The organism is Corallococcus sp. CA047B, from assembly GCF_003612065.1.
GTDB lineage: Bacteria > Myxococcota > Myxococcia > Myxococcales > Myxococcaceae > Corallococcus > Corallococcus praedator.
In genome coordinates this window covers 21,264-45,719 of the sequence record NZ_RAWD01000033.1, presented here as the reverse complement: position 1 = coordinate 45,719, position 24,456 = coordinate 21,264, and the positions used below count along the sequence as shown (strand labels likewise).

Sequence of the window (24,456 nt, the reverse complement as noted above, 5' to 3'; positions counted from 1 at the left end):
GGCCGCCGCCGCGACGGGATGGTGGTAGTGGTCGTTGTCATGGTTGTAGTGGTCGTCGTCGACGTGCACATCCACGTCCCGGTCCACACCCACGTTCCGGTTCACATCCACGTCCCGGTCCACACCCACGTTCCGGTTCACATCCACGTCCTGGTTCACACCCACGTTCCGGTTCACATCCACGTCCCGGTGGGCGCTCCCGTTCACGTTGGTCCGGGTGGCGGTGCGCGCCCTGTAGGCCGACGCGCTTCCGGTGAACATCCCGAACGCGGCGACGAGTGCGAGGGCCTGGAGGCTCTTGAGGGGGCGCATGGCTAACGGCTCCTGTTGGGGGTGTTCCGACCGGCCCGTTGCCGGGTGTCCTCGAAGGCGATCCGGTGGGCGTCCCTGGGCGGGACGAAGTTGAACGACGCATCATCGAATCGGGGCTTCAGGTTCCAGTCGAGCGTCGCGACGTGCTGCGGTTGCGACGGCTCCTGGACGCTCGTGACCACGAACTTCCTCGGCACGGGCCGCTCCCCCTTCTCAATCCACACCTGCCAGTCCACGTCGCCCTGCCGGAAGGCGTATTGGTCCGTGGCCACGCCCTCGACCGTGGCGGGCCCCACGTAGACGGCGGACTTGAGCTGTTTGGCGCGGCCCTTGTCGGTGCCCCAGTAGAAGAGGTCGACCAGCGGCAGCTCGATATCGTAGCGCTGCTCGGCGGCCTCCAGGGTCTTCTCCAGGGTCGGAGGGGCGTCGAACGACGCGTAGAAGCCCGTGCCCGGCCCGTTCACCGTGAAGTGCTTGCCGTCATAGAAATACTGGCGTTGTTTCAGGTCGGACGCGCTGTCGACGCGGAGGCGGTCCGGACGCCGCGCGCGGAGGTCGGTGGTCCCGGCGAACTGGACCTTCTGCCCATTGTCGAGGATCGCATCCGTGGTCGTCTTCGCCGTGACCTCGAAGGTCCGCTGGCAGCGAAGGAAGTCCCCCATCCGCTCCAGCGCGGCGACGGCCTGGGGCTCCACCGAGGCGGCCGCCTTGGAGGTCTTCTCCCGGGTGGCTGTCGCGGCGAAAGCAGGGGAGCCCCAGCCCAGCATGCAGCCGGCACAGACCCCCCAGGCCACCAACCGCTTCCAGTGACGCCTGTCTTTGATGTTCGGTCGCACGGCCGTCCCCCTGTTCCTTTCGGAATCCAACACCTCATCCGACACTCGCAACATGGAGACGTTGGCTTCACGTGCAAGGACAGACAGGCGTGGGTGGCATTGCATCCGGGCGACCGGATGGCTCCGAGCCCGCCGGTGCGGCGCCCCAAGGAAAACGGCCCCCCTCCACATGGGAGAGAGGCCGGAAGACTTCAGGGGCCCTACGGTCAGGCCCTTCGGACGGTGGCCGATCGAATGGCCCGGAGGACCAACAGCAGCACCACCGCGCCAATGAACGCCACGAAGATGGTGCCCGCCAGGCCGCCGAACGGAGCGCTCGTGCCCAGGGCGCGGAAGATGAAGCCGCCCAGGAACGCGCCCACCACGCCCACCACGATGTCGCCCACCACGCCGTACCCACCACCGACCACCGCGGACGCGAGCCACCCGGCGATGAGGCCGATGACCGCCCACAACAGGATTGCTTCCAAGCCCATGTCCTTCCCCCTTCGCAAATGGACGGGAACAACATGGGCACGATGCATCCAGGATGCTTGCCCCACCCTCAAGGACGATGCCTCTCCGAGCGGAGGACCTGCATTCCAGGGCCCTGCACCGTTCAGCAGCGGACGCACGTTGGTTTCAGGTGAAACAACGCGGGGCAAAACGCCCCATTTTGACGTTGTCGATGCGCTCTGTTGGCATCGGGTGAACACCATGCCGCCGAGGCGGTAAGGAGTTCGCCGTGTCCATGAAGCGCATCTTTGAATCCACTGGAGCGCCGTTGTGCTTCGACCGTGAATCCTACCGGTGTCATCACACGCTCCTGGGGCATCCCGCCTTGGAACTGGAGAACCTGGCGGGCGTGGTGCAGCGCCTGCCCGCGGACAACGTGTTCTTCAGCTCCGGCCTCGTGCCCAAGGACGCGGACTTCGACCGCGCGCACGTGGACTACCGCACCGGGCTGTCGCTGAAGGACACGGTGGAGAACATGATGACGAGCAATTCGTACATCATGCTTCGCGCGCCGGAGCAGGACCCCAGCTTCAAGGACCTGTTCCGCTCGCTGCTCGCGGAGGTGGAGTCGCTGATGCAGGCGCAGGGCGTGGGCCACACCGCCGTGGATCCGATGCTCTACCTGTTCATCGCCTCCCCCGGCAGCGTCACGCCCTTCCACCTGGACCGCTACTCCACGCTGCTGATGCAGTTCCGGGGACGCAAGGCGGTGCACATCTCCCCGGCGTGGGATGAGCAGGTGGTGCCCGCGTCGGACCTGGAGGCCTTCGTCGCGCGCTCCGGCTCGAAGGTGAACTACCGGGAGACCTTCGACGCGACGGCGACGCGCTACGAGTTCGGCCCCGGCGACGCGCTGCACATCCCGTTCGTTGCGCCGCACTACGTGAAGAACGGCATGGAGGATGTCTCCGTGTCGCTCTCCATCATCTTCAACACGCGGGAGACGGCCCGCCACCTGCGCGCGCTGCGAGCCAACCACGCGCTGCGCACGCGCCTGGGACGCGTGGGATACCGGCCCGTGCCGGTGAACCGCTTCCTGCCGCTGGACCACGTGAAGAGCGGCGTGGAGCGCGTGGTCCGCCGGGCGCGCCGCCTGATGCCCGCCTGATTCCCCCGGGTCCGCGAAGCGCACGGACACTGTCTGTGCGCCCCCGCCTGCGTCGTCCCAGGGCTCCGCTTATGGTGTGAGCCATGGCCCACGACGTGTTCATCACCAGCCTTGGGAAGTTCCTCCCCGGCGAACCCATCTCCAATGACGCGATGGAGGACTACCTCGGCCGGGTGCGGGGCAGTCCCTCCCGCGCGCGCAGCCGGGTGCTCTCCCAGAACGGCATCACCTGGCGGCACTACGCCATCGACCGGGAGCAGAAGACGCTCTTTCGCAACTGGGACCTGGCGGTCAACGCCATCCATGATGCGCTGTCGCGCTCGCCCATCACGCTGCAGGAGATGGACCTGCTCGTCACCGGCAGCACGCAGGGGGACCTGGTGCTGCCCGGCTTCGCCAGCCAGGTGCACCGGGCGCTTGGCGGCCCCGCATGTGAGATCGCGTCGCTGCACGGCATCTGTTCCAGCGGCATGCAGGCGCTGCGCATGGCGTCGCTCCAGGTGGCCACCGGCGAGTCGAAGCGCGCGGTGGTCTGCGCCAGCGAACTGGTCAGCCGCCTGCTCAAGGCCAGCCACTACGAGGAGGTCGCGGGCGACGGGCCGGTGCCCTTCGACGCGGAGTTCCTGCGCTGGATGCTGTCCGACGGCGCGGGCGCGGCGGTGGTGCAGGACCGGCCGCATCCGACGCGCCTGTCCCTCAAGGTGGAGTGGATGGACATCCGCTCGCACGCGAACCGGCACGAGCTGGGCATGTCCGTGGGCGCCAACCGCGCGCCGGACGGGGGCTTCGGTCCCAGCTGGCTGGACGCGCCCGACGTCACGCAGGCCGCGGCCCAGGGCTTCTTCAACATCAAGCAGGACATCCGCCGGCTGGAGTCGCTGGTGGCGCTGGGCGTGGACGGCTTCTTCGCGCTGATGGACCAGGGGCGCATCAAGCCGGAGGAGCTGGACTGGTTCTGCATCCACTACTCGTCGCACTACTTCAAGCAGCCCATCGTGAAGCTCCTGGAGAAGGGCGGCGTGCGCATCCCGGAGGAGCGCTGGTTCACCAACCTCTCCACGCGCGGCAACACCGGCTGCGCGTCCATCTTCCTCATGCTGGAGGAGCTGGTGAACGAGGGGAAGGCCCGCCCGGGCCAGCGCATCTTCTGCATGGTGCCGGAGAGCGGCGGCTTCATCGCCTGCTACGCGATGCTCACCGTCGTGGGGCCGGAGCGCGCGGCACCCGAGGTCGGTCGCGAGGCCGCGCTTCCGGATGCAGGCCCGCTGCCGCTCACCCCGAAGGTGGGCGGGGATCCGCTGCGCGAGAAGCTGGTGCGCGAGCTGACGCACGTCTGGGTGGACTTCGAGTCCAGCCTGAACCAGGTGCCCCTGCTGTCGAAGCTGAACCGGGGCGTCTTCACCGTGGAGGACTACCAGTCGCTGCTCATCAACCTGCGCCAGCAGGTGGTGGAGGGCTCGCGGTGGATCGCCCGCGCGGCATCCAGCATCACGGCGGACCACCTGGCGCTGCGCTCGTCGTTCATCCACCACGCCCGGGACGAGCACCGGGACTACGAGATGCTGGAGCGGCACTACGTGTCGGTGGGCGGGTCGAAGGAGGCCATCACCCGCGCGCCGAAGAACATTGGCAGCGAAGCGCTGTCCGCGTGGATGTTCCAGCGGGCCAGCCAGGAGAACCCGTTCGACCTGCTGGGCGCGATGTTCATCATCGAGGGCCTGGGCAACCGGGTGGCGCGCCGCTGGGGCACGGCCATCAAGGACCAGCTGGGCCTGACGGACGACCAGGTGCGCTTCTTCCTGTACCACGGCGACAACGACGCCACGCACCTGGACCGGCTGGACGGCGCGCTGGCCTCCGGCATCCTCACGCCGGAGCTGGCGGAGCGCATCGTGAAGACGGCGAAGGTGACGGCGCGGCTGTACCGGTTGCAGTTGGAGGAACTGGACCGTGTCTGAGCCCCTGCATCCGCTGTGGCTGATTCCGTTCTGCGCGGGCTACTTCCTGCTCGCGGGGCTGGCCATCAACGTCGCCTACCACCGCGTGTTGTCGCACCGCTCGCTGAAGCTCAACCGGTGGCTGGAGCGGCTGTTCGTCACGGTGGGCCTGCCGGCGGGGACGCCCATCCAGTGGGCGGGCAACCACCGCTGGCACCACGCGCACACGGACGTGGCGGGGGATCCGCACTCGCCCGTGCTGGACGGGTTCTGGTGGGCGCACGTGGGCTGGTACATCGGCTCACGCAACCCGGGCGTGTGCTTCCTGTACTCCGTCGCGGGCCCGCTGCGGGTGCTCTATGACGGGTGGCACCGGCCGCGCAGCAACCTGCAATACAACCACCTGGCGAAGGACGTGGCGGCGGACCCCTGGTACGCCTTCGTGAGCCGGCCCGGGCCGTATGGGCTCCTGTGTCTGCTCCACGTGCTGGCCTTGGTGGGAGGCGGCTGGGCGCTCTTCGGGCCGGTGGGGGTGGCGGCGGCCTGGGGCATGCTGGTGGTCATCTTCAACCTGGGGGACGCCATCGACAGCGTGGCGCACCTCTGGGGTGAGCGGCCGTACGCGGAGGCGCATCAGGCTCGCAATGGCGTGTTCATGGGGTGGTTCACGCTGGGCGAGGGGTGGCATGCGAACCACCACAGCTTCCCGTCGAGCGCGCGCCACGGATTGTTGCCGGGACAGTTCGACTTCATCTGGCACGTGCTGCGATTGTTCGAGCGGCTGGGGCTTGCCAGCGACCTGCGCGTTCCGGCTCCGGCGGACATCGAAGCGCGCATGCACCGACCGTCGCCGTCGGGGCCCATTTCCGTCCCCCTGTCCCGGTGAGCCATGGATCCCGTCGAACTGCTGAACAGCGAACCGCACGACCCGAAGGATCCGGACCCCTGGGTCGCGCTGTTCCTGGACCGCAGCCTGCCGATGCACGAGCGCACCAAGGCGGCGATGCTGGTGGATCAGCGCTCGAGCGCGCGGCAGTACATGCTGCCGGTGGTCCGGCCCCTCGCGCGGCTGTGCATCATCCTGTTCCAGTGCCTGAAGATCTTCGTGCCCCGGCGCTTCACGTCCTCGAAGCTGCTGCACCGGCTGCTGGCGTGGGGGCTGAAGACGTGGGTGAGCCCGGAGGCCAACTACCTCATCCTGCGGCACTTCCACGTGGGCTCGGAGATCCTCGACTTCATCGCCCGGAACGCGTCGGAGCTGAACGTGCCCACGAATCCCATCCGTCCGACGGAGCTGGTGCACGTCAAGGATGAGATCTTCCTGAACCACGACCTGAACCTCTACAACTTCGTCATCCGGCTGAGCCGGGCGTTGAGGGACCAGGGGCGCACGCTGTCACCGCCGGCGAAGCTGGACTTCAGTGGGGTGTCGGACGAGTTCCCCATCCAGGAGATGCCGAACCGGTGGACGAACTTCCTGGACCTGCAGTCGGCCATCGAGATCTTCACGCCGATGTATCAGTTGTTCCTGACGGACCGGGACTTCTGGCGCGCGAGCAATTCGTTGCAGTTGGATGAGACCATCGCCATCTACGTCGCGACGCTGCTCCAGGCGCCGGGGCTGGTGGCGCTGGTGAACAACCGCCACCCGCTGGTGCCTCTGACGACGATGCGCGCGGGCTTCCGGCTGATGTTGCACGGCCTGTCCGCGGAGCTGCTCCATGGCTTCCTGGTGGAGTGCAAGCACGGGCGGATGCCGCAGTTGGCGCGCATCGTGGCGCCCACGCTCCAGCTGCCGCCCCAGCCGGTGAGCGGGGCGGCGTAGGCCTTCCCCCCACCACGTCGGAACCGAGCGTCGTCCCACCGAATCGGTGCGAACAGCCCTGCTGCTTCAGGGACATTGACGGGTCGGCTCTTAAAGATGCATCCTGAATGCATCTTTAAGAGCCCGGGTCCGCGGGCAGGGAGCGGCGACATGTCGAGCGTGTACGAGCAGATTGGCGGGGAACCGGCGATGGCGGCGGCGGTGGAGCTCTTCTACCGGAAGGTGCTGGGCGATGAGCGCATCAGCCACTTCTTCGAGACCGTGGACATGGAGCGCCAGGCCGCGAAGCAGAAGGCGTTCCTGACGATGGTGTGCGGGGGCCCCGCGAACTACTCGGGCAAGGACATGCGGGAGGGGCACCGGCCGCTGGTCCAGCGCGGCCTGAACGAGACGCACTTCAACGCCGTGGCGGGACACCTGAAGGAGACGCTGGAGGAGCTGGGCGTGTCCGCGGAGCTGGTGGGGAAGGTGATGGCGGTCGCGGAGGGGGCTCGGGCGGATGTGCTGAACCGCTGAAGCGCGAAAGGGGCACGTCATGGCGAAGGTGAAACACGAAGCCGCGTGGTACCCGCTGGAGTCCGGCGAGACGGTGCTGGACGGCCTCCTGCGGCAGGGCGTGAGCGTGCCCCACGCGTGCAGGGCGGGCGCGTGCCAGTCCTGTCTGATGCGCGCGGTGGAAGGCAGCGTGCCCGCGGCCGCGCAGGTCGGGCTCAAGGACACGCTCCAGGCGCGCAACTACTTCCTCGCGTGCGCGTGCCGGCTGCCGGACGGCGCGGCGCTGGAGGTGGCGGGGGCCGGGGAGCTGCGGATCCCCGCGCGCATCGTCGCGTTGGAGTCGCTTTCCCCGGACGTGCTGTCGGTGCGGTTGGAGACGGAGTCCCCGCTGTCCTACCGGGCGGGGCAGTACATCACGGTGGTGCGAGGGGACGGGCTCGCACGCAGCTACTCGCTGGCGAGCCTGCCCCGCGAAAGCACCCTGGAACTCCACGTGCGGATCATCCCCGGGGGCGCCATGAGTGAGTGGCTGGCCCGCGACGCGCGGCCCGGCGAGCGCGTGGAGGTGCAGGGCCCGGCGGGAGATTGCTTCTACGTGCCCGGACAGCCGGAAGCGCCGTTGTTGCTGGCGGGCACGGGCACGGGGCTCGCGCCGCTGTATGGGATTGTGCGGGACGCGCTGGAGGCCGGGCACACCGGGCCCATCCACCTGTTCCACGGCGCGCGGGAGCCGGGCGGCCTGTACCTGGTGGAGCGGCTGCGGCAATGGGCGACGTGGCACCCGAACCTCCACTACGGGCCCACCGTGCTGACCGGCGGAGGAGGGGATGTGCGGGAAGGGACGCTGGAGGCGCTCGTGCTCGCCCGCGTGCCGAAGCGGCCCACGGGCTGGCGGGCCTACCTCTGCGGGAATGCCGAAGGGGTGCTATCCCTGCGCAAGAAGCTCTTCCTGGCGGGGTTCTCGCTGAAGGACATCCACGCGGATGCCTTCCTGCCGAGCACACCGCCAGCAGGGCGTGTCGCCGGAGCCGCCTGACCTTGCACCTGACCCTTCACGCCGACTACGCGCTGCGCGTCCTCATGTACCTGGCCGCGCGTCCAGACAGGCCCTCGTCCACGCAGGAGATGGCGGACGCCTACGGCATCTCCAAGCACCACCTGGTGCGCGTGGTGCAGACCCTGGGACAGCAGGGCTGGGTGGAGGTGAAGCCGGGGCGCTCCGGCGGCGTGCTGCTGGCGAAGCCCACGGGGGACATCCGCCTGGGCAAGGTGGTGCGCGCGGCCGAACCGGACTTCCACCTGGTGGAGTGCTTCGACCGCGAGCAGAACACCTGTCCCATCGCGCCGGCCTGCGGCCTCAAGGGCGTGCTGGCGGAGGCCCGGGACGCGTTCCTGGCCACGCTGGACAAGTACACGCTGGAGGACCTGCTGCGCCGCTCCAAGCCGGGCCTGGCGGACCTCTTCTTTCCGACGGCCGCCTCGGAAGGCTGAAGTCGCGCGCACCCGTGCGCCGACCGTCGCAATGTGGAGGGATGGCCCGGTGATGAATGCCGCGGGCGACGAGGACTGAAAGTGTGTGGCCGCGTGCGGCGGCCTCGCGATGACGAGGCGCGTCGCGCGACCGTCGTTGACAGGGGACACCCGGGCCCGGACAGTCGCGCGCGCCATGGCCACCTATCCCGCGTCTCCCCGTGAAGCCTTCCTCCAGCTTCGCTCGCTCGCCGAAGCGCTGAGCCAAACGGAGACGCGGGCCCGCGCGCTGGTGGAGCTGCGCGAGCTGGCGGAGCTGTCGCGCGACAAACCCGAGGGCGCACCGCTGCGCCTCGCGTCGGTGGTCGTCGCCGTGGGTGCGTCCCAGGAGCGGCTGGAGCTGCTCATCCCGCCGTCCATCTTCGCGCCCGAGGCCTGGGCCTTCACCTTCCTGGAGGGCCTGCTCAAGGTCCCGCTGGACGAGTACGCCGGCAAGCACCTGGTGGAGGTGGGCGCGGGCTCCGGGTGGATCTGCATCGCGCTTGCGAAGTTCACCGGCCTGTCGCGCATCCGGGGCCTGGACCTCAATCCCCAGGCTCCCGCCGTGGGCCTCTGCAACGCGTGGCTCAACGGCGACGAACAGCTCGTGTCGCGGCTGTCCTTCGGGGAGAGCGACCTGCTGCGCGGCCTGCCCCAGAAGCCCGACTGGGACTTCATCGTCGGCTGCATCCCCCAGGTGCTGCGCGGTGACGAGCTGCCGGCGGAGCTGGCGCAGGCGGATGAGCAGGCCCTGCTGGACCTGTCCAACTACACCTCGCTCCAGAACGTCTACGAGGACCACTTCGGCCTGGGCCTCATCGCACGGCTCCTGGACGAAGCTCCGGAGCGACTCCACGCCGGCGGACGGCTGTTGCTGAACCTCGCGGGCCGTCCGGGCCGCGCCATCATCGCGCGCATGTTCACCCGGCGCGGCTTCACCACCCGGGTGCGCGTGGCCCGCCGCGTGATGCAGGCGGCGGACACGGACATCCGTCCCCTGGTGTCGCTGGAGCAGCGCACCGGACGGGAGTTCGAGTTCTTCATGGAGGCCCACAGCCCGGAGCCCCTGCGCGCGGCGACCGCGCTCGGCTGGCTCCAGTCGGGCCATCCCATCTGGCACGAAGTGGCCGTGTGGGAAGCGCACCTGTCGCTGCCCCGTGAAACGCTGGCCCTGCGCTCGGCGTTGCGCACCCTGGGCATCGCGGCGCTCCAGGAGGAGCTGGACCTGGGCACCGCGTCCGCGGAACAGCTCGGCTTCGTCACGGCGCTCGCGGAGCGGATGTCGCAGTCGCCACGCCTTCCCTATGCGCACGAAGCGGGAGACGCGTCCTTCCGCCGGCTGGTGGCCCGCTACCTGGACCGTCACTTCGGCCTGCGCCTGTCGGAGGACTCCCTGTTCGTCGCGCCCGAGCGCGAGCAGGCCGTCTATTCGCTGCTGCTCGCCACCTGCGACCCGGGCGACACGGTGCTGGTGTCGCGCAGCCTGCACCCGCTCTACGCCCGCGCGCTGGACAAGGCGGGCGTGCGCGCGGTGGTGACGCACAACGCGCTGGGGGAGATCCGCCGCCTGCTCACCGCCTTCGACGTGAAGGCCGTGCTGCTGACGGTGGAGCCGGGCGAGCGCACGAACCTCGCGGTGCTGCGCGACATCGTGGCGGAGGCCGCGCGGCGCGGCATCTGGGTGGTGCTGGATGAGAGCGCCTTCTTCAACATCACCGGCGAGGTGGAGCCGCGCACGCTCTTCGAGTTCCTCGCGCGGGCCCCGCAGGCGCCCAACCTGGTCATCCTGTACGGGTTCATCAAGAACGCGGTGTGGCCGGACCTGGAATTGACGCTGCTGTTGCCCGTGCCCGAACCGCTGCGCGCCGACCTGGAGGTGGCCGCGGAGGTGACGTACTCGCGCATCAGCGTCTTCGCGGAGTGGTTCTACGAGCGCACCTTCTCCGAACTGCTCGCCTTCCGCATGGCCTTCGCGGAGCCTAAGCCGCCCACGCCGCCCCGCGCGCCCGAGGTGCCGCTGCCCCGCGCCCAGCGCATCGCCCGGCTCTCCACCCTGCCCGCGTTCGCCCCCCGCTTCTTCCGCGAGGACGACCCGGAGCTCGTGCGCCTGGACTACGGCGAGAACGAAGGCCCGCTGCCGCTGCCCCTGATTGAAGGGCTCATCGCGGCGGGCGTCGCCCCGCGCGCGGATGCCACGCAGACGGGCCTGGCCGAGTCCGTGGCGGCCTTCCTCCTGGAGACGCGAGGCGCCCGCTACACCGCCGAGGACGTCGTCGTGGCCCCCGGCGTCTGGCCCCTCATGCACCACCTGGGCGTGGCGCTGCGCAAGCGGCTGGGCCGGGGGCCGCGCGTGTTCCTCGTCACGCCCTGCTACGGCGTGCTGGCGCCCACGTTCCTCGCGGCGGGCTGTGAGGTGGAGTCGGGGCCGCTCGCCACGCTGCTGGCGCGCCGCGCGCGGGGCGGGGCACCGGACGCGGTGGTGGTGTCCCAGCCGGCGAACCCCACGGGCCACTACCTCTCCCACGAGGACCTGATGGCGCTGGCGACGTACGTGGTGGAGCAGCGCTGCCTGTGGGTGTCGGACGAAATCTTCGGGCTGGTGAACCTCTCCAACCCCACGGCGGAGACGGTGCACAGCCCGGTGACGCTGGAGGGCGCGGTGCCCGGCATCGGCGCGCACACGGTGCTCCTGGGCGGACTGTCCAAGGAGTTCGCGGCGGGAGGCCTGCGCGTGGGCTGGCTCGCGACGAAGGACCGGGCACTGGTGGCGGCGCTGCGCGACAGCGCCCCGGGCGTGCTGCACGCGCCCACCGCGCGCGCGGCGGCGTACCTGTACGCGGCCCATGCCAGGGGCCCGGACGGACAGCTGCTCTATCCGGCGCGGCACAAGGCGCTCCGGGCCTTCCTGGCAAGGATGCGGCGCGACCTGGCGGAGAAGCGCGAGCTGCTGTCCGAAGCGCTGCCCGAGGACGGCCGCGCTGAGGCCACCGAGGCGGGCGGCCTCTTCCTCGCACCCCGGATGACGGCCTGGCTGGGCCGCACCGTGGACGGGGTGAAGCTCACGCCGGAGAACCTGCCCCGCATCGTCTACGAGCACACCCACGTGGTGCTCAACGGCGGGGCGTGGTGCGGGGACCCCGAGCGCGTGCGCGCGGTGTTCTCCATCCCCAGGGAGAAGCTGCTCAAGGCCCGCGACCGGCTGCGCGCCTTCGGACAGCGGCTGCGCTGAGCGTGGCGCGGACTACACTCCGCGCATGCTCCGACTCTTCGTCCTGCTCCTCTGCTGCCTGCCGACGGCCGTGCTCGCGGCCTCCGAGTCCTGGTGGGTGACGACCGACCTGTGGGGCAACCCCGCGTACCAGACGCTCACGCTGGAGCGCGCCGGCAAGCGCCTCACCGGGGAGCTGGACGGTGACGCGCTGGAGGGCGAGCGCGTGGGCAACGACATCCGCTTCGTCGTCACCGATGCTGGCAAACAGACGTATGTCTTCAGCGGCAAGGTGGGCGGGGAAACGCTGCGTGGTACCGCGGACTACCCGGACAGCAACAACCCGAAGACGCGCGTGATGCATGCCTTCACGGCCCGGCTGCTGCCCACGCGTCCCGCCGGTCCGCCGCGCGTGCACGACTTCAAGCCGACCACCTGGTCCAACGAGTTCTCCGCCCACCGCAAGCCGGTCCTCACGGTGTGGCCGGGGGACACCGTGCGCACGACGACGCTCGACTCCGGCGGCATGGACGAACACGGCGTCACGCGCGCGCTCTTCGGCAATCCTCAGACGGGCCCCTTCTTCGTCGCCACCGCGAACCCGGGCGACACGCTGGTCATCCGGCTCAAACGTCTGCGATTGAACCGGACGTTCGCCGACAGCCTGGACGGCATCGTGGGCCGGGCCCTCACGCCGGGGCTCGCCGCGAAGGCGACGGAGCTGGGCAAGCCCGTGCGCTGGAAGCTGGACCTGGAGCGCGGCGTCGCGACCCCGGAGGCTCCAACGGAGCGCTTGAAGCACTTCACCGTCCCGCTGCGCCCCATGCTGGGAGGACTGGCGGTGGCGCCGGGGTTCGGGTCCGCGTCCCCGTCCACCGGCGACACGGGCCGCTCCGGCGGCAACATGGACTTCAACGAGGTGGTGGAGGGCAACACCGTCTACCTGCCCGTGTCCCAGCCCGGCGCGCTGCTCTACCTGGGGGACGCGCACGCCGCGCAGGGCGACGGTGAAACGTCGCAGTACGCGCTGGAGACCTCCATGGAGGTCGAATTCACCGTGGACGTGGTGCACGGCAAGGCGCCTCCCTCGACACCTCGCGTGGAGTCCCCCACGCACCTGATGGCGCTGGGGCAGGGCGGCTCGCTGGACGACGCGCTGCGCTCCGCGACGCAGGGCCTCACGCAGTGGCTGGAGCAGGAGTACGGCCTCACCCTGTCGGAGAGCGCGCAGGTGCTGGGCAGCTCCGTGCAGTACGTCGTCGCGAACCTCGCGGGGCGCAGCGTGGGGGTCGTCGCGAAGCTGGAGAAGGCGCGGCTCGCGCCCCTGCGCCCCGCCACGAAGTGACCGTCACCCCGGTGTGCCTCAATGCCTGTGCACCCGTCGCGTCGCCCGAGGCCCGTGGACTCATTTCCTTCCATTGAGGATGTGCTGAAGCAACTGCCGCGAGATGCGCAGCAGCTTCGCCGCGCCGCGCACGCTGCCCTGGGATTTCGCCAGGGCTTCATCCACCAGCGTGTTCCGGACGACGCCCTCCAACTGGTGCAGCGGCACCTGCCCGGCGCTCGCCCGCAGCGCATGCACCAGGTCCGGAGGCCGCGCCAGGGTTTGCGTCCACACCGCCTCCAGTCGCGCCAGGTCCAGGGGTTTGGGAATGAAGGCCCGCACGCCGCCGGAGGCCAGACGGAACGCCTGCTCGGCGGTGGCGTTGCCACTGATGGCGATGACGTGCGGCAGGGGCTCAACCGCTTGCAGATCCGCGAGCAGGGAGTCGCTGGTGCCATCCGGAAGACTGACATCCAGCAGCACGGCATCCGGGGGCTGTTCTCGCAACACCTGACGGGCCGCCGCGAGCGTCGTCACGTGGGTGATGCGCTCGGCGCGGGAGCGCAGCGCGTCCTCCAGCACCGAAGCCAGACGTTTCGAGTCCTCCACCAGCAACAGATGTCGCGCCCGCCCCACTCCGGGAAGCCTACCCTGTATGCCTGAACGCTCCGAGCCTTCCTCTCCCGAACAGATTGCCTACCGTGTGCTGTTGGACGCCTCCAATGATGGTGAGGCGTTGTTGAGCGTGGCCCGCATCGTGTTCTGCGGGCTCATCCTGGTGCGTTACCTGTTGCTGGGCGGCATCCACGCGGAAGGCGGCGTGCCGGCGGCGCTGGTGGAGTTGCCCGTGCTGGGCATCTGCATGGCGGTGTCGGCGGGCTCGGGGTGGGCGGCGCGGCGGCGCCTGTTCGGCCCCTGGCTGCTGGTCGCCTCCGCGGTGCTGGACGCGGTGTTCGCCCATGCCTCGCTGCTGTCCACGATGGCGTGGCATGGCCCCCAGTACACGGGCCTGCTGCGCATGCCCGACCCGGCCGCCTCCGTCGCGGTCGTCTTCATCACCGCCCTGCGCCTGTCGCCCCGGGCCGCGTGGGCGGGCACGCTCGCCACGTTGCTCCTGCTGGGGGGGCTGGTCGCGCTGGACCTCCACCTCAACGCCCGCTTCGTCACCTACGGCCTGTCGGAAGTGGCGCTGCTCGTCATCGTCATTGGCAGCGCGGGGGTGGTGTCCATCGTGACGTGCGACGTCGCCCGGAGGATCGTGCTGCGGGCGGGCCGCGAGAGCGCCCGCGTGGAGAGGACGCGCCGCAACCTGGACCTGCTGCTGCGCGAGCACCACGACGTGAGGACGTTGCTGTCCTCGGCGCGGCTGCGCGCGGAGCTCCTCGTCCGCGACCCGGGCGGCCCCACGTCCTCGCGCTACGCCCAGGCCATCGTGCAGGACCTGCGCGAACTGGGGGACTTCGTGTCCAGCGTGAAGTCCCGTGCGCAGGGGGAACTCGCGATGATCGACGAGGCGGAAGGCGTGGACGTGGGGGCCGCGCTGCACCACGCGGCGCAGGTCGTCCGTGCGCGCTTCTCCCATGTCCACATCCTCGTGGAAGCAGAGGCCCAGGCCTCGCCCCTGCGCGCCCGCATCGTCGGAGGCGAGCGGGGCCTGGCCCACGTGGTGACCAACCTGCTCGTGAATGCCTGCGAGGGCGACGGCCAGCAGGGAGCCCGGACGGTCCGGGTGCGGGTGCGGCCGGGCTCGAGCCCCGCGCACCTGCTGCTGAGCGTGAGCGACGACGGGCCGGGCTTCCACGCGGGGCTGCTGGAGGGCGCGCGCCTCCTGGGGGGAACGACCAAGCGGGACGGGTCGGGGCTGGGCATGCTCCTGGTGGGCGGTCTGGTGGAGGCGAGCGGGGGCTCCCTGCGCGCCACCAATCCGCCGGAAGGAGGCGCGTGCGTGGAGGTGCTGCTGCTCACCGATGCGTGAGTCGCCGCCCCCGTCAGGGGCCGTGCAAGAAGTTTGGCAGTGTTCGCATCGAGGGCTTCCCGGCAGGGTGCTTCGTGAGCCCGCGCTTCCGGGAGGCGCGGGTGTGGTGTCTGTCCATTCCCCGAACCCCACGAAAGAGAAGCCACACCATGTCTGGAATCCATTCCCTGGGTGCCCTGTCCCGCCGCGCCTTCGCCACGTTGGTCGCCGCCTTCGCCCTGGCCTTCATCACCCTGGCGCCGGGCGACGCGCACGCCTACGACGAGTCCCTGCGTGTCTCCTATATCCGCGTGAAGATCACCACCGGCGGGGATGACCTGCGCACCGCGAGCCTCGCCGTCGCCCAGCTCAAGTACCTGTCCCTGACGGGCAGCCAGCAGACCGCCAGCGGCAACCTGAACAACTACGTCGGCTGGGGCAACTACACGGAGAACACCGTGACCTACGCGGTGCCGGGCGACGTCTACGTGGACCGCCTGCTGGAGTTCGCCGTCCAGTTCACCTCCGGCCAGCCCAACATCTTCTCCACGGGGGACAACTGGAACATGAACAGCATCACCGTGACCGCGGTCCTGTCGAACTCGACGGAGACCATCCTGCTGACCATGGCCGGCAACCCCCTGCACCGCTTCCAGAGCGACAACTTCACCCGCTGGGCCGTCACGTTCTGAGCGACGAAGCTTCCGGTGGACCGGGCGCAACGGTGAGGTAGGCCGGGGTGGGCCTCCCGGACCAGAAATGCCGTGTCGAATTCGCGGCCCCTCGTTCGACGTGGAGCTGAAGCCTCCTGGGATGCACCCGGGAGGCACCTTCGTCTGGAACAGGAGCCGTCCCCCATGGCCATCAAGCTCGCCGTCGCCGCCCTCATCCTCCTCGCCGCGCTGGGGACCTTCATCGCCACCCGCCCGGACCGCTTCAGCGTCGAGCGCCACGCCCAGGTCCACGCCTCCCCGGAGGTCGTCTTCGCGATGATCAACGACCTGCGCCAGTTCGACGGGTGGTCGCCGTACCGCTTCGAACTCGCGCCGGGCCTGAGCAAGTCCTTCGACGGGCCGGCCACGGGGCAGGGCGCCAGCTACACCTGGGAAGGGGGAAGCAAGGCCGGCGCGGGGCGCATGACCCTCGTGGAGAGCCGGCCCTCGGAGCGCGTCGTGCTCAAGCTGGAGTTCTTCAAGCCGTTCGCCGCCACGAACCAGACCGTCTTCACGCTCGCGCCCGTCGAGGGCGGCACCCGGGTGAGCTGGCGCATGGAGGGGGAGAACACCCTGATGGGCAAGGCGTTCTCGCTCGTCGTGAACATGGACACGATGCTGGGCAAGGACTTCGAGAAGGGGCTTGTGAACCTGGATGCCGCCGCGCGAAGCGGAACGCAGGCGGCCTCCCAGAGCGCCCAGGCCGGCACGGCGACGCCCACGTCCGCGCTCTAACCGAGCGCCGCGTACGCCGCCTTCGAGAACGCCACGGCGAAGGCCTCATCGTCGGGGCCCGACATGATCCGCTGGGTGAGCAGCAGCGCGACCAGGTCCTGGTCGGGGTCGATGAAGAACGTGGTGCCGAAGCCGCCGGCCCAGCCATAGCGACCGGCCGTGGGGGAGATGCCATCCGGCCGCGTCGTGACGCTTCCGCCGAAGCCCCAGCCGGAGGTGTCCCAGAAGCCCGGGAAGAAGGGCGAGGCGGCCTTCTGCTCGGGGGGGATCTGATCCGTCAGCATCTGCTGGAGGCTCTCGGGGGACAGCAGGCGCGTCGCACCGTGGCGGCCCTGGTTCAGCAGCATCCGGCAGAAGGTGAGGAAGTCGTCGGCGCTCGACACCAGCCCGCCGCCCTGCCCGCCGCCCGCGAGGAAGGCGGGTGGATGTGACAACAGGCCCGACCGGGGGCTGTCCCAGGCCGTGAGCGCTCCGGTGCCGGGGGCTCGCTGGTAGGCGGTCGACACCCGGTCCAGCTTCTCCTGCGGCACGCTGAACGCGGTGTCGTTCATGCCCAGGGGCTTGAAGAGGCGCTCGGAGAGGAAGTCATCAAAGCCCATCCCGGAGGCGCGTGCGACCAGCACGCCCAGGACCTCGAAACCGGTGTGATACATCCACCGTTCTCCCGGGTGATGGATGAGCGGCAGCGCTCCCAGGCGCCGCATGAATTCGTCGGGCGTGTGGGGAATGGGCTCGAAGCCGGGCGCCACCCGCTCCGCCTGCATCGCCTTCTGGATGGGGTAGGTGTTCGGAGGCGCCATCACCGCGCCCGTTCCCAGCCGCAGCGTGAGCAAGTCCCGCACCGTGATGGGGCGGCGCGCCGGAACGGTGTCCTCCAGCGGGCTGTCGAGCGCGCGCAGGACGCGGCGGTTCGCCAGCTCCGGCAGCCACCGGTCGACGGGGCCATCGAGTTGGAGCCTTCCGTCCTCCACGAGCATCAGCGTGGCCACGGCCGTGACGGGCTTGCCCATGGACGCGATGCGGAAGAGGGTGTCGCGCCGCATGGGCACGCCGGACTGGAGGTCCTGCACGCCCAGCGCATCCACGTGGACCTGAGCCCCTCGCGCCACCAGCGAGACGAGGCCGGGCAGCCCGCCCTGTTCGACAGGGCCGCGCAGCACGGAGGACACCGCGGCGAGCCCTTCGCGGGTCAGTCCTCCTGAAGCCCGTCTGGGCGAGGGGGGCGATTCCGTCCGGCCTGTCGGTGCCATGGCGCGTCTCCTCCAGGTTCAAGACCGTCAACGCGCGCCGGCCTCCGGGACTTCGCGCGCGGGCGGGCGGCCAGGCGAGGGCTCACCGCTTCGCGAGCATGAAGGCGGTGATGGAGTAGCGCTGATGGCCCTGCGCCGCGGGCATCCACTCCGTCACGCGGTGCGGGGCGTTCACGGCGCGGAAGATGAACACCGAGTTGAAGATGGGCGGGACGCGCATCAGGTCCCGGTCGCCGTCCGGGTGCGGGAAGGCGAGGACCCCGCCGAAGCCCTGTTCCCAGGGGCGGGTGAAGTTGTAGACGACCGCGAGCCCTTCCTCGTCCGTGTCCCGGTGCTCCGGGAACTGCTCGCCCACGTCCATGCGCGACACCTGGACCTGCCGGGTCTCCAGCTTCTGGGGCCAGCCCACGAGCGCCGCGTGGAAGTCCGCGCCGTCCTCGCTCGCGAGCCACGCGCAGAAGTCCGACAGGACGCCGGGCGCCTGCTGCGCCAGCGGCGCGATGTGCAGCGGATAGGGCCCGTGGTGGTGGCGCTGGAAGCGGGCGTCGCGGAGCGCCTGGTGCATGGCCTCGGCGCGCTCGGGCAGGAGCATGCGCTGGAGGCAGACGTGCGGCACGCGTCCACCGGAGATGAACTCGTGGCGGATGGCGTCGTGCAGCTTCGGGGATGCGTCCGCGAGCGGGGACCACCCGGCCGCGGACGCAGGGAACGCGCTCGGCGGCTTCGCGCGGACGTGGCCGAAGACGCTGTCGGCGAAGTGCGCGACGAAGAAGCCGCTGGGGCGCTCAGGCCTTGGCGACCAGGTAGCTGGCGAGTCGGGTGATGACTTTTCCGTCGCGCGGATCATCGAAGAAGGAGATGGCGGGAGTGGGGTTGAATTCAAGGGCCACGAACTCGCCCTCGGGGGTCCGGCGCAGGTCCACCGCCGTGAAGACCATGCCCAGCGCCTTCGCGCCGCGGATGCACAGCTCCCAGGCCTCCTTGGGCAGGCGGCCGGGCTTCACCTTGTCCAGGTTCTGCCGCGCGTCCACCACACCCTCGGTGGGGATGCGGAACGCCGCCACGGGCTCACCGTCGAGCACGTAGGCGCGGAACTCGTCGCCCTGGATCTGCTGCTGGAAGAGGACCGGGCAGTTGGCGAGCAGCGCCATCCGCTCCTCGGTGAGGTCCGCTTCGCCAATCTTCTGCACGAGCGCGCCGCCGCCCAGCGGCTTGTAGATGACGGCCTTGTGGCGGGCGACGAACTCCCGCACCGCGTCCGCGGAGGCGGTGCCCAGGCTCGCGGGCACGGGGATCTTGTGCCGCCGCAGCAGGGCCAGCTGGTGGAGCTTCAGGTAGTGCAGCTCCACCGCCTCCATCGGGTTAATGAAGGAACACCCGCGCTTGTTGAGCGAGCGCAGGACGGAGTGCAGCAGCGACTGACGCTCCCGTTCCGCGAGGTACTGCTCCTGCCAGCGCGGGAAGTTCCGCGCGGACAGGGCTTCGGCCTCGGGGACCGGGAGCGAGAGCCGGATGGCCTTGATGTAGAACGAGCGCAGGTCGCTGAGACATTCACCGTCCCAGAGCACGTCGCCGTCCTCCCAGCTCAGCGTGGCGGAGTCGGGCACCTTGTCGGTTTCCACGACGATGGCTCGCGCGCGTCGGCGCTCCACCGCTTCAGCGACGAAGCGGGTGGCGTCATCCGTCCGCGAGCCGATGATCACGACCTTCTTCATGGACGCCATGGGGACCGTGACTCCGCCAGGAGGCTGCTCAGACCGGGCTGTCCATGCGGACCTTCAGCACCTGGGTGTCCAGCGGCTTGATGTCGAGCTTCGGCGGCTTGAACGAAGGCTCGGACGGGCCACGGATGGGGTCGTCGGAGATGATCTTCACGATGACGCCGTCATCGATGTCCTTGATGCTGCCGTCACCGCCGCCCTTGATGGGGTTGGTGGGCTCGTCCGCGATGACCTTGACGATGTGGTCACCGATCTTCAGGCCGGAGTCCGTGCCACCCTTGATGGGGTTGGTGGGCTCGTCCGCGACGATCTTCACGATGTGATCATCGATGAGACCCGACGTCCCGCCGCCCGTGACGGGGTTGGTGGGCTCGTCCGCGACGATCTTCACGATGTGATCGTCGATGAGGCCCGGCGTCCCACCGCCCGTGACGGGGGTGGTGGGCTCGTCCGCGATGACCTTGATGGGCCCGTGCGGGAAGCCGATGTCCTTGAAGTCGCCCTTGCCGCCGATGTTGCCCTTGAAGCCGATGTCACCGCCGCCCGTGACGGGGTTGGTGGGCTCGTCCGCGACGATCTTCACGATGATGCGGTCATTGACCTTGAGGCCCGTGTTCTCGCCCTTGACGGGGGTGGTGGGCTCGTCCGCGATGACCTTCACGATGACGCGGTCATTGACCTTGAAGCCCTCCTTGCCGGACTTCGGGGCAGGCTTCGTCTGCTCGAAGCTGTCGCCCGCGCGCTTGGGGGCCTTCTTCAGCTCGGGCGCGCCAGCGGGCTTGCCCTCGGTGGTGGCGCTCTTCGGCGCGGTCTTGGGCGTTGAAACGAATCCCGGCGGAGACTTGATCTTGGTCATAGGGGGTCCTTTGCGATGGGTTATCGCGCCGGATGCCCCGGGAGTTGCTTGATTCTCCGAGGATGAGAGTCCTGCTCGCCCGCTTGCTTCCGCCCTGCCGTCCGCGCCGCGAAAGTCCCTGTGACTACGGGGACTTGGAGGGCCGGTGGTACAGCTTGCGCAGCTCCTCCTTGGCCTCCTGGAGCGCGCGCTTCCGGGAAGCCGGGAGATTCCGCCCCGCGCGGTTTCCGTAGAACGTGAGCATCGACATGGCGGACTGGAACGGTGAAGCCTTCCGCCGGGTGCTGCGTTCGGCGGAGCGTTTCACCGAGCGTGCGATCTCCTTCGGGGAGAGGGTGAAGACCCGATCCTCCAGCGTCATCGCGTCGCTGTGCTCCGTCACCGCCTGGGACCAGCGTCCCTGCTTCGGTGCATGGGACGCGGTGGTCTTCTTCCGGGTGGGGGCGCGCTTGCGGGGCGCGTTGTGGCCCCGCGTCTTCCGGGTGGCGGCTGCCATCGCGTTCTACCTCCCCGTCCGGGGCTTGCCCCGCTGCGCCGCGCTCTTCTCCTGGGCCGGCGGGGTCTGCTTGGAAGCGCGTGTGGGGCCTGGCTCCTCGCGGATGAACTCCCCCTGGACGGTCAAGGGACGCTTGTCCTCGCGTGGGCCCTTCCTGGCTTTGTCGGGGGGCTGCTTGTCGGGCATGGATTCCTCCTGACGGGCTGAGCGCGCCATTGATCCAAACCTGTGGCCGCGGCGCGGAGGGACAAGGTGGGGTGTCGCGCCAGCTATCGCACCGCCTCCCCTGGCTGCTCGTCTGGTCGCCCACCGTTCATGGGAAGGGCCCGTCCGCGTAGGCTCCGCGTCCATGTCTTCCGGAGGGGAGCAGTCCTTGAAGTGCCTGAAGCCGCGGTGGGGTGTCCTGGCGTTGCTGCTCGCTTCGTGCGCGGCGCACGAACCCACCCGCGCGGGGGAACGGGACGACGCGGTGGCGCGGGACCTGCGCGCGCGCATCTACCTGGCGAAGGGCGAAGCGGCCGCCGAGTCCCGGCAATGGGGCGTGGCGGCGGCCTCCTTCGCGATCGCCCGCGCCTCCCAGGACTCGCTGGCGGCCCGGTGGGGACAAGGGCAGGCGTCGGGCCGGGCCTCCACGCTGCGCTGGACACAGTCGTTCGAAGGCTCCGTCCTCGCCGTGGCGTTCTCGCCGGATGGGCGGGTGCTGGCCTCCGCGGGCTACGACTCCGTCGTGCGGCTCTGGGACGTGGATCACGGTGGATTGCTGGCGGAGCTCAAGGGCCACACGGCGGAGGTGCACGCCGTGGCCTTCGCGCCGGACGGCCGGTGGCTGGCGTCCGCCGGCAGGCCCGGGGAGATTCGCGTCTGGGATTGGCGGCAGGGGCGTCAGGTGGCCCTGTATCAAGGCCATACGGACGTCGTGCGGGGGCTGGCGTTCTCACCCGGGGGAGAGCGGTTGGCCTCCGGAGGCCTGGACAAGACGGTGCGCATCTGGAGCGTGGCCACCGGAGCCGAACACCTGCGCTTCGAACATGACGAGCATGTGATTGCCGTGGCCTTCTCCACGGATGGCCAGCGCCTGCTCTCCACGAGCATGGACCGGAGCGCGCGGGTCTGGGACCTGGAGGCGCGCAAGGAAGCGCATCGCCTCATCGGTCACGAGGAGAAGGTGGAGTCGGGGGCTTTCTCCCTGGACGGGCAGCGGATCATGACCGCGGCGGCCGACCACGCCCTGCGCTTCTGGGATGCGCGGTCGGGGCAGCTCGTGAACGTCCTGCGAAACAGTGGGGATGTGTCGGCCGCGGCCATCGACCCCGCGTTCACGCTCGTCGTCCAGGCGGGATGGGATGGGCGCGTCCAACTTGTCGATGCGCGCGGCGGAGCCCTGTTGGAGCGGCTGGATGCGCACCGTGGGTTCGTGATGTGCGTGGCGTTGTCTCCTGACGGGTACACCTTTGTTTCCGGCGGGATGGAGGGCGTCTTGAAGGTCTGGTCCAGGCCGCGCGCTCCGCTGGACGTGCTCCTGCGCGGACATGAGGCGTGGGTGGAGGCGCTGGCGTTCTCCCAGGAGCAGGAGCTGCTCTCCGGCGCGGAGGATGGGTTGCGACGGTGGCGCCTCGCGGACTGGAGCAGCGTCGCGTCGAGCGCGGAAGGGACGGAGGCCGTGGGGTCCCTGGCCGTGAGTCCGGACCGGAGGCTGGTCGCGGCGGGCACGTTGAAGGGACGGGTGCGGGTGTTGGAGGCCGGCTCGGGCCGACCCCTGCTGGACCTGTCGGGTGTGAACGGCTCCGTGCGCGCGGTGGCGTTCAGCCCGGATGGGAAGACGCTCGCCGCGGCGGGAGACCCGGACATCCACCTCTGGTCCCTGCCCGAGGGCACGCCCGTGGGACGGCTCCAGGGGCACATGGGGAAGCTCTGGGCCCTGGCCTTCGATGCCACCGGGCATCGGCTCGCCTCGGGCGGAGCGGACAAGACCGTGCGCACCTGGGATGTGGCCACGCGTCAGCCGCTGCTGCGACTCGAAGCGGGGGAGCGGGTCCGGGCGGTGGCGTTCACGCCGTCCGGCGACCGGCTGGTGACGGCGGGCATGCGGCAGCCCCTTCGGGTCTGGGACGCGGTGCAGGGCCGGTTGTTGCAGACGCTGGATGAGGGCACGGCGGGCATCCTGTCCCTGGCCCTGTCACCGGATGGGCGGTTCCTGGCCTCGGGGGGCCTGGATGCGGAGGTGAAGGTCTGGGGCCTGCCATCCGGAGAGCTGATGGGCCGCGTTGGGGGCCAGCAGGGTTTCCTGTCGGCCCTGGCCTTCTCGCCCGACGGGACGGTCATGGCGTCAGCGGCCTCCGACCGGACCGTGCACCTGCTCGGGTTCCAGGCCCTGGCCCATCCGCCCCCGGCGGGGACGGGGATTGAAGACCTCCTGCGACGCCATGGGCTGCTCTGGGATGAGGCCCACTTCCTCCTCCAGCACCGCTGAGACGGCGCGGGGATGCTCAGCGAGCGGCGGCGGCCCCGGCGCTTCCGGAGGTCGCCCGGGCGCGCAGGTCGCGCTTGAAGCCCATCGAGAAGAGCACGAGGGTGATGAGGTACACGGGCTCGATGAAGAAGAGCAGCGGGCCGCCCAGGGACAGCCCGTGGGTCTTCTTCTCGAAGAGGATGTGCGCGCCCACCACCAGCGCGAAGCGCACCACCATCACACCCACCGCGATGCCCACGGCGGTCCCGGTGGGAAGGCGCGACACCGCCTCGGCGGCCGCGAGCGTGGGCAGCAGGGGGATGGCCATGAGCAGGCCCGCGGTCCACTCCAGCGTCACGGCGTAGAGGACCACCGCGAGCACCAGCAGGTGCGCGGCCGTGAGGGACAGCCCGGGCACCGGCAGGTGCACCCAGGACAGGGGCACGAGCAGGGAGAAGGTGAACAGGTAGGCCCCCACGAAGTGCACGGCGCGGCTGACGCCGTTCTCGTGCAGGGGCAGCCAGGGGCGCAGCTTGTCGGCGAAGCTCATGAGGGGTGAATGTAGGCCACTTCCGGCCACGTTTCCTGGGCGAATGCGCCCCTGCCCGGCCGGGGTGACGGTTCCGTGTCGACAGCCTCCCCGCGTCTCTCCCGGAGCCGCCGCCCGCGACATCGCCAGTCATTGGCGTGCTCAGGACGGGTGTTTGTCATTGCTCCAAGGTGGCGCTCGGCCCCGCCAGGGGCCACTGAAAGACAGGCGAACTCTGCCGGCAATCCTTGCCTGGGGCAGGCAGCTATTGCCGTAAATGCATACAGCGGTCCCCCGTCATCGAAGGCAGGCGAACTCTGCTGTCGGTGGAGCCCCAAAGGCAGGCGTAATCTGCTCTTCCCAGGGCGTCCGCCAGAGGAGCGGGGAACAAGTCCAGTTACATTGAATTAACCGGATTAAGTTGCTTGATACGAGATTTCAGCTATCGCTCTGGCTATTCTGATGCTATGTCCCGCGCCGCCGGTTGCGATGAAACAGTTCGCCGGCGTGACCCGTCATGGGTCGTGGTTTCAGAGGGGGAGTGATGGGAAGACACTGTAGCGGTATGGGGATGCATTCGACGACCGCCTGACGAGCCGCCTCTGGAGGGGCGTTCGGTAGCGCACGCGTTCTTCCTTCCAGCGGGCTCCAATCCATTGCCAGAAAACCGTGGCCGGTCTGGACGCGTCTCCAGGACGGACCGC

23 protein-coding genes are annotated in these 24,456 nt (G+C 69.7%); 13 read left to right on the top strand and 10 right to left on the bottom strand.

Annotated elements, in window-relative coordinates:
• The 3 genes from D7X74_RS08625 to D7X74_RS08615 form a co-directional block, all read right to left on the bottom strand.
• On the bottom strand, positions 1-312 hold a 312-nt coding region (locus D7X74_RS08625; RefSeq protein ID WP_199741791.1), incomplete at its 3' end, for a hypothetical protein.
• Positions 313-314: 2 nt separating this feature from the next.
• On the bottom strand, positions 315-1,106 hold the full coding sequence (locus D7X74_RS08620) for a DUF2092 domain-containing protein (protein WP_158622198.1): 792 nt from the start codon (positions 1,104-1,106) through the stop codon (positions 315-317).
• A 248-nt stretch (positions 1,107-1,354) separates the two neighbouring features.
• Positions 1,355-1,624 carry a GlsB/YeaQ/YmgE family stress response membrane protein gene (locus D7X74_RS08615; protein WP_120532443.1) on the bottom strand — a complete coding sequence of 90 codons (270 nt, stop codon included), beginning with the start codon at positions 1,622-1,624 and terminating at the stop codon, positions 1,355-1,357.
• 254 nt (positions 1,625-1,878) lie between these two features.
• On the opposite strand from D7X74_RS08615, the gene D7X74_RS08610 reads away from it, so the two are divergent.
• The 9 genes from D7X74_RS08610 (at position 1,879) to D7X74_RS08570 (ending at position 13,070) form a co-directional block, all read left to right on the top strand.
• Positions 1,879-2,751 (top strand): cupin-like domain-containing protein, encoded by an 873-nt coding sequence (locus D7X74_RS08610; RefSeq protein ID WP_120532442.1) that lies wholly within the window; start codon positions 1,879-1,881, stop codon positions 2,749-2,751.
• An 83-nt stretch (positions 2,752-2,834) separates the two neighbouring features.
• The gene (locus D7X74_RS08605) at positions 2,835-4,709 is read left to right on the top strand and encodes a StlD/DarB family beta-ketosynthase (RefSeq protein ID WP_120532441.1); all 1,875 of its coding nucleotides are present in this window, start codon (positions 2,835-2,837) and stop codon (positions 4,707-4,709) included.
• Positions 4,702-5,574, top strand: coding sequence for a fatty acid desaturase (locus tag D7X74_RS08600; protein ID WP_120532440.1), 873 nt, complete (start codon positions 4,702-4,704; stop codon positions 5,572-5,574). Before D7X74_RS08605 ends, D7X74_RS08600 begins: the two co-directional genes overlap by 8 nt.
• A 3-nt stretch (positions 5,575-5,577) precedes the next feature.
• Positions 5,578-6,513, top strand: a complete 936-nt coding sequence (locus tag D7X74_RS08595) for a hypothetical protein (RefSeq protein WP_120532439.1) — start codon at positions 5,578-5,580, stop codon at positions 6,511-6,513.
• Positions 6,514-6,663: 150 nt separating this feature from the next.
• On the top strand, positions 6,664-7,029 hold the full coding sequence (locus D7X74_RS08590) for a group 1 truncated hemoglobin (protein WP_120532438.1): 366 nt from the start codon (positions 6,664-6,666) through the stop codon (positions 7,027-7,029).
• A 19-nt stretch (positions 7,030-7,048) separates the two neighbouring features.
• Positions 7,049-8,044, top strand: a complete 996-nt coding sequence (locus D7X74_RS08585) for an FAD-binding oxidoreductase (protein ID WP_120532437.1) — start codon at positions 7,049-7,051, stop codon at positions 8,042-8,044.
• 2 nt (positions 8,045-8,046) lie between these two features.
• Positions 8,047-8,499 carry an Rrf2 family transcriptional regulator gene (locus D7X74_RS08580; RefSeq protein WP_120532436.1) on the top strand — a complete coding sequence of 151 codons (453 nt, stop codon included), beginning with the start codon at positions 8,047-8,049 and terminating at the stop codon, positions 8,497-8,499.
• 175 nt (positions 8,500-8,674) lie between these two features.
• Positions 8,675-11,746, top strand: coding sequence for an aminotransferase class I/II-fold pyridoxal phosphate-dependent enzyme (locus tag D7X74_RS08575; protein WP_120532435.1), 3,072 nt, complete (start codon positions 8,675-8,677; stop codon positions 11,744-11,746).
• A gap of 25 nt (positions 11,747-11,771) precedes the next feature.
• Positions 11,772-13,070, top strand: a complete 1,299-nt coding sequence (locus tag D7X74_RS08570) for an acetamidase/formamidase family protein (protein ID WP_120532434.1) — start codon at positions 11,772-11,774, stop codon at positions 13,068-13,070.
• 60 nt (positions 13,071-13,130) lie between these two features.
• On the opposite strand, the gene D7X74_RS08565 is transcribed toward D7X74_RS08570, so the two are convergent.
• Complete coding sequence (locus D7X74_RS08565) at positions 13,131-13,685, bottom strand: response regulator (protein WP_233595396.1); 555 nt, start codon at positions 13,683-13,685, stop codon at positions 13,131-13,133.
• A 19-nt stretch (positions 13,686-13,704) separates the two neighbouring features.
• Between D7X74_RS08565 and D7X74_RS08560 the strand changes: the two genes are divergently transcribed.
• The 3 genes from D7X74_RS08560 to D7X74_RS08550 all read left to right on the top strand — a co-directional run bounded on the left by D7X74_RS08560 (position 13,705) and on the right by D7X74_RS08550 (position 16,451).
• Positions 13,705-15,024: a sensor histidine kinase KdpD gene (locus tag D7X74_RS08560; protein WP_120532432.1), complete on the top strand. Its 1,320-nt coding sequence runs from the start codon at positions 13,705-13,707 to the stop codon at positions 15,022-15,024.
• Positions 15,025-15,173: 149 nt separating this feature from the next.
• Positions 15,174-15,695, top strand: a complete 522-nt coding sequence (locus D7X74_RS08555) for a hypothetical protein (protein ID WP_120532431.1) — start codon at positions 15,174-15,176, stop codon at positions 15,693-15,695.
• 165 nt (positions 15,696-15,860) lie between these two features.
• Positions 15,861-16,451, top strand: coding sequence for an SRPBCC family protein (locus tag D7X74_RS08550; RefSeq protein WP_120532430.1), 591 nt, complete (start codon positions 15,861-15,863; stop codon positions 16,449-16,451).
• Here D7X74_RS08550 and D7X74_RS08545 read toward each other — a convergent pair.
• From D7X74_RS08545 to D7X74_RS08525, 5 genes are all read right to left on the bottom strand, one after another.
• A complete protein-coding gene (locus D7X74_RS08545) occupies positions 16,448-17,701 on the bottom strand; it encodes a serine hydrolase (RefSeq protein ID WP_120532429.1) in 1,254 nt (417 codons plus the stop codon). The genes D7X74_RS08550 and D7X74_RS08545 overlap by 4 nt on opposite strands.
• An 82-nt stretch (positions 17,702-17,783) precedes the next feature.
• Complete coding sequence (locus tag D7X74_RS08540) at positions 17,784-18,548, bottom strand: 2OG-Fe(II) oxygenase (protein WP_120532428.1); 765 nt, start codon at positions 18,546-18,548, stop codon at positions 17,784-17,786.
• Positions 18,487-19,425, bottom strand: coding sequence for a RimK family alpha-L-glutamate ligase (locus D7X74_RS08535; protein ID WP_120532427.1), 939 nt, complete (start codon positions 19,423-19,425; stop codon positions 18,487-18,489). Before D7X74_RS08535 ends, D7X74_RS08540 begins: the two co-directional genes overlap by 62 nt.
• Positions 19,426-19,453: 28 nt before the next feature.
• Positions 19,454-20,278: a hypothetical protein gene (locus D7X74_RS08530; protein ID WP_120532426.1), complete on the bottom strand. Its 825-nt coding sequence runs from the start codon at positions 20,276-20,278 to the stop codon at positions 19,454-19,456.
• A 124-nt stretch (positions 20,279-20,402) separates the two neighbouring features.
• The gene (locus D7X74_RS08525) at positions 20,403-20,774 is read right to left on the bottom strand and encodes a DUF3175 domain-containing protein (protein WP_120532425.1); all 372 of its coding nucleotides are present in this window, start codon (positions 20,772-20,774) and stop codon (positions 20,403-20,405) included.
• A gap of 373 nt (positions 20,775-21,147) precedes the next feature.
• Here D7X74_RS08525 and D7X74_RS08515 point away from each other — a divergent pair, with 373 nt between their 5' ends.
• Positions 21,148-23,244 carry a WD40 repeat domain-containing protein gene (locus tag D7X74_RS08515; RefSeq protein WP_233602027.1) on the top strand — a complete coding sequence of 699 codons (2,097 nt, stop codon included), beginning with the start codon at positions 21,148-21,150 and terminating at the stop codon, positions 23,242-23,244.
• A gap of 16 nt (positions 23,245-23,260) precedes the next feature.
• On the opposite strand, the gene D7X74_RS08510 is transcribed toward D7X74_RS08515, so the two are convergent.
• Positions 23,261-23,773 (bottom strand): DUF962 domain-containing protein, encoded by a 513-nt coding sequence (locus D7X74_RS08510; protein ID WP_120532422.1) that lies wholly within the window; start codon positions 23,771-23,773, stop codon positions 23,261-23,263.
• Positions 23,774-24,456: the final 683 nt, after the last annotated feature.